Raw genomic sequence first — 14,495 nt, 5'->3', positions numbered from 1 at the left:
ACCGAGACAACGCCGTGCCGCGCCGATGTGACGAGAGTTTCGTCGGCATGGAGCACGCCGTCCGCCGAGGGCAGGCACAATACCCACGGCGCGACTCATGGAAGGAATTCGGAATATGAGACGACTGTCCGCACTGGCGGGAGCTTGCGCGGCGGTCGCGCTGCTGGGCCTGACGGCATCGCCGGCCGGAGCCGACCCGAACAACATCAATCCGATTCCCGGACTGAACGGCATCAACGGATTGCCGCAGCTCCCGGGCCCGACACAGGCGGTCTACCAGGCCACCGGAATGGCCTCGCCGAACCGGACGCAGAACCAGAACGTGCTGGGCACCGACCTCGGCATCATGTGGGACGACGGGCGCGGCCAGATGATCACCGCCTACGGCGACACCGCCGGCCTCGGCGTGCCGAACGTGCTGGCCGGCAGCATCTGGGCGTGGCGCTCGAACGTGCTGTTCCGCAGCCCGGCCGACGCGGACCCGGCGGCGGGTGTGAACTACACGAGCTTCGTGGACAATCCGCTGCCCAGCCCGAAGATTCCGGGCATCGAGATCAGTTTCATTCCGACCGCGGGCATCTCGGTCAACGGCGTGCAGTACATGTCGATGATGTCGGTGCGGGAGTGGGGCCCGGATGGACACTGGGACACCAACTTCTCCACCCTGGCCGTCTCCGGTGACGACGGCCAGACCTGGGCGCAGCTGCCGACCACCCGCCGCGGCAACGAGAACGGCTTCCAGAGTTTCCAGCAGAACGCCTTCCTGAAGGCCGGCGGCTACGTCTACAAGTACGGCACCCCGGCGGGCCGCAACCAGCCCGGATTCATCTCGCGGGTCAAGGAAGCCGATATCGCCAATATCGACGCCTACGAGTACTGGGACGGCGGCGCGTGGAAGCCGAAGGACGCCAACGCGGCCAAGCCGATCGTCGGCGGCGTGGGCGAGCTGTCGGTGCAGTGGAACGCGCATCTGGGCCAGTACGTGATGCTGACCACCGATCCCTTCGACTCCGTGGTCATGCGGACCGCGCCGAACCCGGAGGGCCCGTGGAGTGCGCCGCGCGTCGTGATCGACGTGCGCGATCTGCCGACCATGTACGCGCCGATGATCTACCCGTATCAGACCGGCGGCGACCTGTACTTCCTGCTCACCATGCACAACCAGTACAACGTCGTGCTCATGAAGACGCCGCTGTAGAAGTGCGGGAGCCGGAGGCCGCGAGGACATGAAGACGGCTCCGTGCGGTTGCCGGGTCGGGGGTCTGGCAACTGCACGGAGCCGATCTGATTATCGGGACCGGGCTCGGGGTGTTACACGATTCGTTTCGACACCGGAGAAATTTTCGATCGGGGCAGCGGGGACAATCGAGAGCGGTGGCGGTGCAGGGCGCTGGTCTCCCGCCGCGGTACAGCAGCAAGCAGAGCTCGGACCTGCCGAAGCTCGGACGACTCTAGGAGAAGAGTATGCAGCTGGGAATGATCGGGCTCGGCCGAATGGGTGCCAACATCGTGCGGCGCATCGTCAAGGACGGTCACACCGCGGTCGGATACTCCCGGCACGAGGACCAGATCAAGGAATTCACCGACGAACTGGGCGACAGCTTCCAGGGCGCGACCGACTACCCGGCCTTCGTCGCGCTGCTCGAGAAGCCGCGCGTGGTCTGGGTGATGATTCCGGCCGGTGCGACCGGCGCGGTCATCGACCGGATCGCCGAACTGCTGGAACCGGGCGACATCATCATCGACGGCGGTAACAGCCGCTACCACGAGGACATCGAGCGGGCCAAGGCCCTGGCGCCCAAAGGCATTCACTACCTCGACATCGGCACCTCCGGCGGCGTGTGGGGGCTGGACCGCGGCTACTGCCTGATGATCGGCGGCGAAGCCGAGCAGGTCGCCCATCTGGAACCGCTTTTCAAGTCGATCGCACCGGGTGTCGACGCCGCCGAGCGCACCCCCGGTCGCACCGGTGAGCCCTCTCCCGCCGAGCAGGGCTACCTGCACTGCGGTCCCGCCGGTGCCGGACATTTCGTAAAAATGGTGCATAACGGCATCGAATACGGCGCGATGGCCGCCTACGCCGAAGGCCTGAACATCCTGCACAAGGCCAATATCGGCAAGGAACTCGACGACGCGCATTCGGCCGAGGTGTCCCCGCTGGAGAATCCGGAGTACTACCAGTTCGACATCGACGTGCCGGAGGTCACCGAGGTGTGGCGGCGCGGATCGGTGGTCGCGTCCTGGCTGCTGGATCTGACCGCGGCCGCGCTGCACGCCGATCCAGACCTGACCAGCTTCGGTGGGCGGGTGTCGGATTCGGGCGAGGGACGCTGGACCATCCACGCCGCGATCGACGAGGGTGTGCCCGCCCCGGTGCTCTCGACCGCGCTGTACGAGCGGTTCTCCTCGCGCGGTGAGGCGCTCTACGCGGACAAGGTGCTCTCGGCCATGCGCAAGGCGTTCGGCGGGCACAACGAGCTGCCGGGCACGTAGCCGCAGGCGCAGTTTCGCGCCCGGTTCAGCTCAGGCTTTCGACGGCTCGGCCGACCATGTCCAGCGCCGCCAGTGGTCCGAAGGTGAGCAGGTAGCCCAGTCCCCAGAGGAATGCCCTGATGTCTCCGCTCAGTCGAATTGCCGGTCGAGCCAGTCGATGGTCTGCATGCCGAACAGGTCGGTGCCCCAGCCGTAGAGGTCGGTGAGCATCGAGCGGAATACATCGGCCACCGCCCGGCCGGCCTGGTTCAGCTTCGAATCCGGCCGCATCTCAGGATATTTCGGCTCCAGCCCGTCGAGCTGAGTGTGCGCGGCGTCTGCCAGCGCACGCAGTCCCTCCGGCAGCATCGCGACCGCCTGCGGGCCGGCCGTGCGCTGGACGGCGCCGAGGACGGTATGTGCGGCGTCGGCGATACCGGGCAGTTCGTAGAGGGTTCCCATCAGTTCGGCGTCGACGAGGCCGCCACCGAAGTCGGCGCCGACCTGACCGCCCGGCCCACTGCAGTTCGCGGTGGCCGAGTTGCAGATTCTCGGTGTGCGATTTCCGGGGCAGGGGTGCGGTCGGCGACCACGGGTAGGTTCCGGCGCCTCGAACGGCTACGGTCGGTCCATGCGCAACGTTGCCGGGATCGTTCTCGCAGTAGCCGCAGTCGCCCTCGCGGGGTGCTCCGGTGGTGGCGGCTCCACCTCCACCACCACGACCAGCCCCAGCGCCGCACCGGGCACGACGAACGCGACGGGCGCCACCCCCGCGACCACCACAACCGGTAACCAGCAGGACTGCGCCGCAGGCTATCTCGCGCAGTTCACCACCCGGCAGAAGCTGGCGCAGCTGCTCACCGTGGGCGTCAAGAACGCCGCCGACGCCGAACAGGTGGTGCGCGGGGAACAGGTGGGCGGCATCTTCGTCGGCAGCTGGACCGACCAGTCCATGCTGTCGGGCCAGGGACTCGACCAGGTGAAGGCCGCCGCGCGCACACCGCTGATGGTGACCATCGACGAAGAAGGCGGCCGGGTGTCGCGGTTGCAGAACCTGATCGGGCAGGCGCCCTCGGCCCGGGTCGCCGCGCAGACCATGTCGACCGACGAGTACTACCAGCAGAGCCTGGCCCGCGGGCAGGCCATGAAGAAGCTCGGCATCACCGTCGACTTCGCGCCCGACGTGGACGTCAGCGACGAGCCCGACGACGCGGTGATCGGCGACCGGTCCTACTCGCAGGATCCGCAGGTCGTCACCGAATACGCCGGCGCCTACATCCGGGCCATGCACGATGCCGGTGTCGGCGCGGTGATGAAGCACTTCCCCGGCCACGGGCACGGGTCGGGCGATTCCCACACCGGCGCGGTGCGCACGCCCCCGCTGGATCAGATGCAGCAGGTGGATCTGGTGCCGTTCCGGAACCTGATCGACTCCGGCGCCGCGGTGATGGTCGGCCATCTGGACGTTCCCGGGCTGACCACGCCCAACGTTCCGGCGAGCATCAGCCCGCAGGCGATGGCACTGCTGCGCCAGGGCACCGGCTACAACGCCAAGCCCTACGACGGCCCGATCTTCACCGACGACCTGAGCGGCATGGCGGCCATCACCGCCCGGATGGGCATCGAGGACGCGGTAGCCGCCGCCCTGGAGGCCGGCGCCGACGACGCGCTGTGGATCAGCACCGACGCCGTCAGCTCGGTACTCGACCGGCTCGAGCAGGAAGTTCGCGACGGGAAGCTGACCATGAAGCAGGTCGACGATTCGGTCCTGCGGGTGGCCAAGTACAAAGGCATCCAGCTCCCCTGCTGAGCCCGGCTTCAGCGAATCGGTGGCAATTCGTTGTTCTCCGAAACTTACCTTGGAGTAAGATAGGGGTTTCGATATGGGCTAGGAGTGTGGATGGCAGGCGGAACGAAGCGGCTTCCCAGGGCGGTTCGTGAGCAGCAGATGCTGGACGCCGCCGTCGAGGTCTTCTCCCGAAAGGGATATCACGACACGTCGATGGATGCCATCGCGGCCGAGGCCAAGATCTCCAAGCCGATGTTGTATTTGTACTACGGCTCCAAGGACGAACTGTTCCGGGCCTGCATTCAGCGCGAGAGCGCACGGTTCATCGAGGCCGTCGCGGTGGCCGGCAACCCCAAGCTCACCCCGCACGAGCAGCTGCGGGCCGGGCTCGAGGCATTCCTGTCCTATGTCGACAACAACCGGCTGTCGTGGTCGGTGCTGTATCGGCAGGCCCTCGGGCAGCAGCCGTTCGCCTCCGAGATCGCGAACAGTCGCGAGCGCATCATCGAACTGACCGCGAAACTGCTCGAGTCGAGCGCCAAATATGCCGAGCCCGGAACGGATTTCGACATCGTCGCGGTGGCGGTGATCGGCGCGGGCGAGGCGATCGCCGACCGGATCGCCAGCGGTGAGGTGGATGTCGCCAGCGCGGTCGACCTCCTGGACAATCTGGCCTGGCGCGGTCTGGCCGGTAAGAAGAAGGCCGAGTAGCACCGGCGAATCGCGCGGTCCGAGTTGCGCGGCGCGGTCGGCACCTGCCAGAGTGCGGATTGCACAGACGGCCGGATTGCCGATGCGGCCGCCGATTCTACGGGGCGGAATTGTTCGGACTTCTCACGCCGTGCGCGCACAGCGCGGCGAAATACGGCCTGGACGCGGCGGATTGGCGCACGCAGATGTGCGGACTGTGCCTGGGCCTGCGCGACGGGCACGGTCAATTGGCCCGCACCGCGACCAATACCGATGCGATCGTGCTGAACGTGCTGACGGAAGCACAGGCCGGTGAGTCCGCGCGAACCGCGGCCGGGCCGTGCGCGCTGCGCGGCATGCAGCGGGCCTCGGTCGCCGCGGCCGACTCCCCCGGGGTGCGGCTGGCGACCACCGCGTCACTCCTGCTGGGAGCGGCCAAGATTCGCGACCATGCCGACGACGGCGATGCGGGCCCGCTGGTCCGGCGGCCCATGCGGAAGGTGGCCGATCGCTGGTTCGCCTCGGCGCGCGCGAACGCCGCCGACATCGGGCTGGATATCGAACCGCTGATCGCCGCGATCGGCCGCCAGGCGGAACTCGAACAGGCAGTGCGGATTCACACGGCGCGCGGCGGGCAACCGCGTTTGCAGGCGGCACACGGGCGCGGGGCTGCCGCGGTCGACTCCCGGGGCTCCGACGTCGAAAGCGCCACGCGGACAATCGGTTCCACACCGGCCGCGCTCCTCGCCACCCTCACCGAGCCGACACAGATGTGTGCCGCGGAACTGTTCGCCCACAGCGCGGTGCTGGCGGGCCGACCGGAGAACACGCCGGCCCTCCGAGATGCCGGATGGCATTTCGGCCGCATCGCTCACCTGGCCGACGCCATCGAAGATCTGGACGACGACCGCCGCCGGAATCGCTTCAACCCGCTTCTCGCCGTCGGAGTGAGCGCCGAAGAGGCGCATGGCCTGCTGCGTGAATCCGACGCCGAAATCCGCCGCGCGCTACACCAGGCGAAGCTCGCCCACGTTCCCGCCGTCCGCTGGCTGCTGCTCGATCCGTTGCGCGGTGTCGTCCGGAAGCTGGGCCGAGCCGCGGCCGTAGCATGCGGCGACGCGAAAGCCGCCTGCGGCCGCGGAAAACGCGGCGGCCGAACGCTTTCCGACGGCGCCGCTGCCGACGCCGCAGTACAGCTGCTGGGCTACCCCGTGGCAGCCGGGCACGCCGGCCCGGTGCAGCCCTACGACATTCCGCCGCCGTTCGGCGATCGGCCGCCGAGCGATCCGTATCCGCCCTCGGACGAGCCGCCGCACGAGCCCCCGCGACGGCCCACCTTCTGGCAGGGCGTCGGGATCATCTGCGGGGTGTACTGCACCGGATACGCCTGCTGTGGCGGGCATCGGCGGCCGTGCAGCGGTGAACACCGGGAAGCCTGGATACAACGCTGCGACTGCGATTGTGACGACTGCTGCGACTGCGAGGGCTGTGGCGATTGCTGCAGCTGTTGCAACAGTTGCGGCGACTGTGACTGCGATTGCTGCGGCTGCGACTGCAACTGCTGATCCGGCCGCCGGTCGCCGGCCGGAACGGCAACAGCCGCCCACCTTTTCGCCTCCGCCACATATCGAATCCCCCATGCGATCCGATATGCGGCCGCCGAGAAGGTGGGCGGCTGTTCGTGCCGTTCGCTGCTCAGCGCAGCGTCGCGGTCAGATGAGGGTAGCCCTTCTTCGGATGTTTCAGCGACAGATCCCAGCCCTCGGCGGTCTGGTCGGCGTAGACGTTGACCGTGGACGGCAGCAGGATCGGCTTACCGAATTTCACCGCGTACGACGTCTTCGCGGGCACCCGGCCCTCGATCACGCCGAGGATCGCGGCGGCCGACCACATGCCGTGGGCGATGGAGCGCGGGAAGCCGAAGGCCTTCGCCCCGAGAGCCGACATGTGGATCGGGTTGCGGTCACCGGAGGCGGCAGCGTAGCGATGGATCATCGCCTGGTCGACCTTCAGCGTGCGCAGCGGCGGCGGAGGCACCTCGTCCGGGGGCGGCGCGGCCTTCGGGCCACCGGACAACGAGGTGCGCTGCTGGTGCAGGAAGGTCGTGACCTGCCGCCACACCAGCTCCCGACCCACGCTGATCTCGCTGATCGCATCGACCAGCAGACCCTTCGGGTGCTCCCGCAGATTCTCCACGTGGGCGCGGATGTCGAGCGGTTCGCTGACCGAGATCTCGCGGGTGCGCTCGATCAGATTCTCCGCGTGCACCGCGCCGACCGCGACGAACGGGAAGTCCCGGGCCACCACCAGCTGCATCACCACGGGAAAGGTGAGCACGAACGGATAGGTCAGCGGCAGGGAGTCGCCGAAGCGCAGCCCGGTCGCGTGGCAGTAGGCGGCGAGGTGGTCGGGATCGACGCGGACGCCGTTCCACTCGACCGCGCGGTCCGGAATCTCGGACTTGCGCGCCGACACCAGCGGCAGCGGAACGGCACCCAGGGCGGCCTTGAGATACAGGCTGCCGGTCTTGGGCGGCTCGTTCAGCGAGATGGTCTGGGTTGCCACGTCAGGCTCCGATCATGGCCTGGCCGCAGACGCGAACGATGTTGCCGTTCACCGCATTCGAGGCCGGGCTGGCGAAGTAGGCGATGGTCTCGGCGACGTCGACGGTCTGCCCGCCCTGCAGCAGCGAGCTGAGCAGCCGGCCCGCCTCGCGGGTGCCGACCGGAATGGCGGCGGTCATCGCGGTCTCGATGAAACCGGGGGCGACGGCGTTGATGGTGATGCCCTTCTCGGCCAGCTTGGGCGCCTCGGCGTTCACCATGCCGATGACACCGGCCTTGGAGGCGCCGTAGTTGGTCTGGCCGCGGTTACCGGCGATACCGGCGATCGAGGACACGTCGATCACCCGGCCGCCCTCCTTCAGCGCACCCTTGGCCACCAGGCCCTCGGTAATGCGGTGCGGCGCGGCGAGATTGACGTTGAGCACGGCGTCCCAGCGGGCGGCGTCCATGTTCGCGAGCAGCTTGTCGCGGGTGATGCCGGCGTTGTGCACGATGATGTCGACGCCGCCGAAGCGCTCGGTGGCGAATTCGGCGATCTTGTCCGCGGCGTCGGCAGCGGTGACGTCGACCGCGAGCGCCGTGCCGCCGACCTTGTTGGCGGTCTGCGACAGCGCCTCACCGGCGGCCGGGATGTCGGCGACGATCACGGTGGCGCCGTCGCGGGCGAACACCTCGGCGATGGTGGCGCCGATACCGCGGGCGGCGCCGGTGACCACGGCGACCTTGCCGTCGAGCGGCTTGGTCCAGTCGATGCCGGCCGCGGCGTTGTCGTCCTTGCCGACCCGGAAGACCTGGCCGTCGACGAACGCCGACTTGGCCGAGAGGATGAAGCGCAGGGTCGACTCCAGACCCGTGGCGGCCGCGGCGGCCTCCGGGTGCAGGTAGACCAGGTTGGCGGTAGCGCCGCGCAGGAGTTCCTTACCCACGCTGCGGGAGAAACCCTCCAGCGCGCGCTGCGCGATCTGCGCGTCGACGCTGCCCGCGAGTTCCGGCGTGGTGCCGACGACCAGCACGCGGCCGGAGGGGGCGATCGAGCGCATGGCCGGCTGGAAGAACTCGAACAGCTGCGACAGTTCCTCCACGGTGCCGATGCCGGTGGCGTCGAAGACCAGCGCGCCGAGCTTCACGCCCTGGGTGGGGGCGTCGACGAAGGTGTAGTCCGACAACAGGGTGCGCGCGGCGTCGGCGACGCGACCCTTACCGCCGAGCAGGACCGGACCGGGCAACGCCGGCTCGCCCGGGGTGTAACGGCGCAGCTTCTCCGGCTGCGGCAGGCCCAACTTGCCGGCCAGGAAGGCGCCGGGGGCGGAATTGACGAACGAACCGTAAAGGTTGGGAGCACCCTTGCTCTTGCTGGCTGCCACTGTTCCTACCTTCTCCTTGTGTCGAATGTGGACGATCTGGACGTCTGCCGTTTCCGTATTTCCCCACTACCCCGCGCGTTGTAGCCCACATCTTCGGGGTACGGTGTCGACAATTAACTTACTCCAGAGTAAGTTTAATGTAAACCGACGGAATCGCCGGCAATACAGTCGGCCGGGTTACCGACTTCGTCCCCAATATGCGGCATTCCCGGCTCCGGCCCCAGAAAACCCGCCGAGACAGTGCCTACCCACCCGCCGGCTCCGCAAGCTCCGCCGGCCCGACCGTCCCCCAAGGAGACTCGAGTGACTACCAAAGCCCGTTCGGCGAAGACCGCACCATCGAGCAGCCGGGCCGACAAGGCCAAGCAGGCCAAACCTGTCGCCGTCCTCGGCGGTAATCGGATCCCGTTCGCTCGCTCCGACGGCCGTTACGCCCGCGCCTCGAACCAGGACATGTTCACCTCCGCGCTGAACGGCCTGGTCAGCCGATTCGGGCTGCAGGGCGAGCGGCTGGGCATGGTCGTCGGTGGCGCGGTGCTCAAGCGCGTCGGCGAGCACGGCATGGTCCGCGAGAGCGTGCTGGGCAGCGAACTGTCGCCCTACACCCCCGCCCACGATCTGCAGCTGGCCTGCGGCACGGGCCTGCAGTCGATCGTCACCGTCGGCGACGCCATCGCGCTGGGCCGGATCGAGGCCGGTATCGGCGGCGGTACCGACACCACCTCCGACGCGCCGATCGGCGTCAGCGAATCCATGCGTGAATGGATGCTCGACGCCAACCGGGCGCGCAGCAACAAGGATTACGTCAAGCTCGTGGGCCGGCTGCGCCCGAGCATGGTCGGCATCGAGATCCCGCGCAACGCCGAGCCCCGCACCGGCCTGTCGATGGGTGACCACGCGGCGATCACCGCGAAGGAATTCGGCATCGCCCGCGAGGCGCAGGACGAACTGGCCTACCTCTCGCACAAGAACATGGCCGCCGCCTACGACCGCGGCTTCTTCGACGACCTGGTCACCCCCTTCCTGGGCCTGACCCGCGACGACAACCTGCGCCCGAACTCCTCGCTGGAGAAGCTGGCCACCCTGAAGCCGGTGTTCGGCAACAAGCTCGGCGACGCCACCATGACCGCCGGCAACTCCACCCCGCTCACCGACGGCGCCTCCGCGGTGCTGCTGGGCAGCGAGGAGTGGGCCGCCGAGCGCAACCTGAAGCCGCTGGCCTACCTCGTCGACAGTGAAGTCGCCGCGGTCGACTACGTCTGGGGTCCGGACGGCCTGCTGATGGCGCCGACCTACGCGGTGCCGCGCCTGCTCGCCCGTAACGGCCTCACCCTGCAGGATTTCGACTACTACGAGATCCACGAGGCGTTCGCCTCGGTCGTGCTGGCCACCCTGCAGGCGTGGGAATCCGATCAGTACTGCAAGGAGCGCCTGGGTCTGGACGGAGCCCTCGGTGCGATCGACCGCACCAAGCTCAATGTCAACGGCTCCTCGCTGGCCGCCGGGCACCCGTTCGCCGCGACCGGTGGACGCATCGTCGCCCAGACCGCGAAGCAGTTGGCGGAGAAGGGTTCCGGACGCGCGCTGATCTCCATCTGCGCCGCCGGCGGCCAGGGTGTGGTCGCGATCCTGGAGCGTTGATCCGCGACTTCACCTCGGTGACATAGGAATTCGACAACCGGGACAGCGCCGGTTCGGCTACGGCCGAAGCGGCGCTGTCCCGGGCACCACGGTGACAGTCAGCGCGGCGAGTCGCTCGGGATCGGCGACGACGTCGTAGGCGGTGACCCGGTCGCCGCGCACGGTGACGAGCAGGACCGCGGCGAGACGCCCGGCCGGGGCGACGACGACACCGACCGCGCCGTCGATCAGCGCCACACCCGCGACCTGCGAACGGTTGCGCAGCAAGACGGTTTCCTCGGCCACGGCGGCGGCGCCGCGCACGACCGACGCGATGCCGGGCGGCAGGACCGCCGGGTCCGCGGTGCGCACGACATCGGGCGCGAGGACCGCGATCAGGGCACCGAGGTCGCCGGCCCGTGCCGCCGACAGAAATGCGGTGACCACCTCACGATGACGGTCGAGCTCGGCCGGGGGCGTCGAGCTGTCGCCCCGCACCCGCTGCCGGGCGCGACTGGCCAGCTTCTTCGTCGTCGCCGTGGTCCGACCCACGATCGGGGCGATATCGCCGAACGGGACGGCGAACATATCGTGCAGTACGAAGGCGACGCGCTCGTCCGGGCTCAGCGCATGCAACACCACCAGCATCGCGCGGCCGACCGAATCGGCCAGTAGCGCTTCGGGTTCGGGTTCGGTGAAGGCGCCGGACCGAGAGCCGGCGTCGGTGCCGGCGGAGTCGAGCGCGGCGGATCGGTCCACGGGGTCGACGAACTCTTCCCGCCGGGCGGTCCGGGAACGCAACTGGTCCAGACAGATTCGCGAGACGACGGTGGTGAGCCACGCCGCGAGATTGTCGATCCCGAGCCCGTCCGCCGCACGCCCGTCCACCGCAGACCCGTCCGCAACACCTCGCTCACCGCGCGTCGTCTCGGTCGCGCTCGCGGCCCGATCGAGGCGCAGCCAGGCTTCCTGCACCGCGTCCTCGGCCTCGTGCAGCGAGCCCAGCATGCGGTAGGCGATATCGCGCAGCAGGTCGCGGTGTCGTTCGAAGCGCCGCGCCAGCTCGTCCCGATCGCGCACCGGTCACCTTTCTCGGTCGCCGCACGTCGAACTCGATGTGGGACGGATTCGCCCTGTTCGCCCGCGCAGTGGGCTCGGCCCACACCATCACCATCGCAGATCAGGGCGCCGAACGAGCAGGAGGGTGTCATGCACACCGCATACGTGACCGTCACGATCGTCGCCGCCGTGGTCGTCTTCGGGGCGACCGTCGTCGACATCGTCAACCCGGACTGGGTGCGCGGAAATATGCGCAGCTACGGGGTACCGGACTGGGCGTTGATGCCGTTGGCGGCGATCAAGGCCGCGGGTGCGCTCGGGTTGCTGGTCGGCCTGGCGATCCCGGCGATCGGCATCGCCGCGGCCGTCGGCCTCGTGCTGTATTTCGTCGGCGCGGTGATCACCATCGTGCGGGCGCGCTGGTACGCGCATCTGCCGTATCCGATGCCGTGCCTGGTCCTGGCACTCGCCGTCGCCTGCCTGTTCCCGATCGCCTGAACCGGGCGGGCGTTCTACCGTAAAATCTCGTGTCGTACGGGCAACACGTCGCCGACCGATGTGGTGCCCGAACGCTTCTTCACTGAGCTCGACGTGACGGTTGCTGCCGCGTGCAGTGTCAGCGCGGCGCAGAGTAGGCCGGATCGACATCCTGGGCGGACACCGCCGAGGCGATCCGGCCACGATCAGCGAGGAACCGTGGAATGGCACGATATTTGCTGGCCGCGAGTCCCATACCCGGTCATGTTCTGCCGCTGGCCACCGTCGCGGGCGAACTTCGGCGGCGCGGGCACCGAGTCCGATTGCTCACCGGAGCTCGATTTCGCGAACTCGCGATCGAACACGGCGTGCCGGCGGCGGAATTACCGGGCGCGGCCGATGTTCGTCCCGTGGCTTCGAAAGCGGGCCGCGGGCTCGGGCGGCGTCTGCGGGTCGGCCGGGCGGAACTGCGTTCGATCTTTCTCGCGCCCCTCACGGCCCAGTACGCAGCGCTGTCCTCCGAGCTGGCCCGCGGGCATTTCGACGCCGTGCTGGTGGATTCGATGTTCAGCGGTGCGATACCCCTGCTCGTGTCCGATGCTCCCCGACCGCCGGTGCTGGTGTGCGGAGTCGGACCGCTCACGCTCTCCAGCGCCGATTGCCCGCCGTTCGGTGTGGGATGGCAGCCACGGGCCGGGCGCGACTACACGCGGATGAATCATTTCGTGCACCACGTACTGTTCCGCACATCGCAGGCGAGGTTGAATGCGATTCTTGCCGAACTCGGGATGCCGCCGGCCCCGGTCTTCCTGCTCGATTGGCCGATCCTGGCCGACCGGATACTGCAATTCACCGTGCCCGGTTTCGAATATCCTCGGCGCGATCTTCCATCCACGGTGGTGTTCACCGGACCGATTCCGGCGTCGGCGGACGGGTTCGAGGCGTCCCCCGACTGGAAGTCCGTCGGTGACCACCGCCGGGTCGTACACGTCACCCAGGGCACCTGGGACAACGGCGATCCCGATCAGCTGCTCCGGCCCGCGCTGGCAGCGCTGGCGCGGCGCCCGGATCTGGTCGTCGTGGTCAGCACCGGCGGGAAGGACGCGAGTTTGGGCCCGCTGCCCGCGCATATTCACGTGCGTGATTTCGTTCCGTACGCAGAGTTGCTGCCTCATGTCGACCTCGTGATCACCAACGGTGGTTACGGCGGGGTGCACCATGCGTTGCGCCACGGCATCCCGGTGATCGTCGCGGGTGACACCGCGGACAAGCCGGAAGTCGCCGCGCGCGTGGCCTATACCGGCGCGGGCATCGATCTCGGTGGCGCCGCACCCGCACCGGCCGCGGTCGCGGCGGCGGTGGACCGCGTTTTCGGCGACACCGGCTATCGCGTGGCGGCGCGTCGATTGGCGAGGGAAATCGCACAGCACAAGCCCTTCGACACCATCGAGTCCGTACTCGCGGACACGACCACGGGTGTGCGGCCCCGAGGGGAGGCGTTGTGACCCGCACCGAACTCGAGGCGGCCGGCATCACCGATCCGCGACTGCGTGACTCGTACCGGTATTGCCGATCTCTCAACGCTCGCCACGGCAAGACGTTCTTCCTGGCAACCAGATTGCTCGCGCCCGATCAGCGCCCCGCCGTGCACGCGCTGTACGGATTCGCCCGCCGCGTCGACGACGTACTCGACGAATTCGATCCGGCCTGGACCGTTCACCGCCGCGAGGCGCGTTTGACACAGTTGGCAGCGCAACTCGAGGCCGGTGACGGCGATGCCGATCCGGTGCTGGCCGCGGTATTGGATACCGCCGAACGGCATCACATCCGCGCCGAACTGTTCCAGGCATTCCTGGCATCCATGCGCCTCGATCTGACCGTCACCGACTACCCGGACCGCAAGGCGCTCGACCGCTATGTCTACGGGTCGGCCGAGGTGATCGGCCTGCAACTGCTGCCGATACTGGGCACCGTCGGCCCCGCGACGGCAGCCGAGCCATATGCCGCCGCCTTGGGAAAGGCCTTCCAGCTCACCAACTTTCTGCGCGATATCGACGAGGATCTGGCGCGCGGCCGGATCTACCTGCCCGCGGACGAACTGGCGGCGCACGGCGTCGACCGCGATCTGCTGATGTGGTGCCGGAAACAACGGCGCAGCGATTCTCGGGTGCGTGACGCGCTGGCCGAGCAACATGCCCGCACCCGGGAAATATATGCCTACGCTCGGGACGGGATCGAACTCCTGGCATCCCGTTCCCGCCCGTGCGTGGCGACGGCTCTACAGCTCTATTCGGAGATTCTGGATCGCATCGAACGCTGCGGGTTCGAAGTCTTCGGGCAGCGCGCCACCGTCGGCAAGCTTCGCCGGGCGTATGTCGGTGCCACCGGTCTGGCGCACGCGCAGTGGGCCCGCCGCCGGCCGGAACGCGGACACAGGATCAACGAACGACGGTAGGAGTC

The 14,495-nt window shown here is 68.4% G+C and carries 13 protein-coding genes; 9 read left to right on the top strand and 4 right to left on the bottom strand.

Annotated elements, in window-relative coordinates:
• The first annotated feature begins 115 nt into the window (after positions 1-115).
• Together NE2_RS23995 and gnd are read left to right on the top strand one after the other, a co-directional pair.
• The gene (locus tag NE2_RS23995) at positions 116-1,198 is read left to right on the top strand and encodes a glycoside hydrolase family 183 protein (protein WP_063029649.1); all 1,083 of its coding nucleotides are present in this window, start codon (positions 116-118) and stop codon (positions 1,196-1,198) included.
• Between the two features lie 266 nt (positions 1,199-1,464).
• Positions 1,465-2,493: a phosphogluconate dehydrogenase (NAD(+)-dependent, decarboxylating) gene (gnd, locus tag NE2_RS23990; RefSeq protein ID WP_063029647.1), complete on the top strand. Its 1,029-nt coding sequence runs from the start codon at positions 1,465-1,467 to the stop codon at positions 2,491-2,493.
• A gap of 129 nt (positions 2,494-2,622) precedes the next feature.
• On the opposite strand, the gene NE2_RS36610 is transcribed toward gnd, so the two are convergent.
• On the bottom strand, positions 2,623-2,934 hold the full coding sequence (locus NE2_RS36610) for a hypothetical protein (protein ID WP_063029645.1): 312 nt from the start codon (positions 2,932-2,934) through the stop codon (positions 2,623-2,625).
• Between the two features lie 169 nt (positions 2,935-3,103).
• Here NE2_RS36610 and NE2_RS23980 point away from each other — a divergent pair, with 169 nt between their 5' ends.
• From NE2_RS23980 to NE2_RS23970, 3 genes are all read left to right on the top strand, one after another.
• Positions 3,104-4,282, top strand: coding sequence for a glycoside hydrolase family 3 N-terminal domain-containing protein (locus NE2_RS23980; protein ID WP_063029643.1), 1,179 nt, complete (start codon positions 3,104-3,106; stop codon positions 4,280-4,282).
• Between the two features lie 90 nt (positions 4,283-4,372).
• Positions 4,373-4,972 (top strand): TetR/AcrR family transcriptional regulator, encoded by a 600-nt coding sequence (locus NE2_RS23975; RefSeq protein WP_030514254.1) that lies wholly within the window; start codon positions 4,373-4,375, stop codon positions 4,970-4,972.
• Between the two features lie 110 nt (positions 4,973-5,082).
• On the top strand, positions 5,083-6,516 hold the full coding sequence (locus tag NE2_RS23970; protein WP_063029641.1) for a DUF5685 family protein: 1,434 nt from the start codon (positions 5,083-5,085) through the stop codon (positions 6,514-6,516).
• A gap of 130 nt (positions 6,517-6,646) precedes the next feature.
• Here the strand turns inward: NE2_RS23970 and NE2_RS23965 are convergent, their stop codons facing one another.
• Both NE2_RS23965 and NE2_RS23960 read right to left on the bottom strand, forming a co-directional pair.
• Positions 6,647-7,516: a MaoC family dehydratase gene (locus NE2_RS23965; RefSeq protein WP_063029639.1), complete on the bottom strand. Its 870-nt coding sequence runs from the start codon at positions 7,514-7,516 to the stop codon at positions 6,647-6,649.
• Position 7,517: 1 nt separating this feature from the next.
• Positions 7,518-8,879, bottom strand: coding sequence for a 3-oxoacyl-ACP reductase (locus NE2_RS23960; RefSeq protein ID WP_082856781.1), 1,362 nt, complete (start codon positions 8,877-8,879; stop codon positions 7,518-7,520).
• 303 nt (positions 8,880-9,182) lie between these two features.
• On the opposite strand from NE2_RS23960, the gene NE2_RS23955 reads away from it, so the two are divergent.
• Entirely contained in the window at positions 9,183-10,520 is a 1,338-nt protein-coding gene (locus NE2_RS23955) for an acetyl-CoA C-acetyltransferase (protein WP_063029637.1), read from the top strand.
• Between the two features lie 57 nt (positions 10,521-10,577).
• On the opposite strand, the gene NE2_RS23950 is transcribed toward NE2_RS23955, so the two are convergent.
• Entirely contained in the window at positions 10,578-11,579 is a 1,002-nt protein-coding gene (locus tag NE2_RS23950) for a sigma-70 family RNA polymerase sigma factor (RefSeq protein ID WP_063029635.1), read from the bottom strand.
• Between the two features lie 129 nt (positions 11,580-11,708).
• Here NE2_RS23950 and NE2_RS23945 point away from each other — a divergent pair, with 129 nt between their 5' ends.
• From NE2_RS23945 to NE2_RS23935, 3 genes are all read left to right on the top strand, one after another.
• Positions 11,709-12,056: a DoxX family protein gene (locus NE2_RS23945; protein WP_063011430.1), complete on the top strand. Its 348-nt coding sequence runs from the start codon at positions 11,709-11,711 to the stop codon at positions 12,054-12,056.
• 203 nt (positions 12,057-12,259) lie between these two features.
• Positions 12,260-13,540 (top strand): glycosyltransferase, encoded by a 1,281-nt coding sequence (locus NE2_RS23940; protein ID WP_063029633.1) that lies wholly within the window; start codon positions 12,260-12,262, stop codon positions 13,538-13,540.
• Complete coding sequence (locus NE2_RS23935) at positions 13,537-14,490, top strand: phytoene/squalene synthase family protein (RefSeq protein WP_063029631.1); 954 nt, start codon at positions 13,537-13,539, stop codon at positions 14,488-14,490. The genes NE2_RS23940 and NE2_RS23935 overlap by 4 nt, the downstream gene beginning before the upstream one ends.
• The last annotated feature ends 5 nt before the right edge of the window (positions 14,491-14,495 follow it).

The organism is Nocardia elegans NBRC 108235 (assembly GCF_001612845.1).
Taxonomy (GTDB): domain Bacteria; phylum Actinomycetota; class Actinomycetes; order Mycobacteriales; family Mycobacteriaceae; genus Nocardia; species Nocardia nova.
The sequence above is the reverse complement of the archived record's forward strand: the minus strand, read 5'-3'. Positions and strand labels throughout refer to the sequence as shown.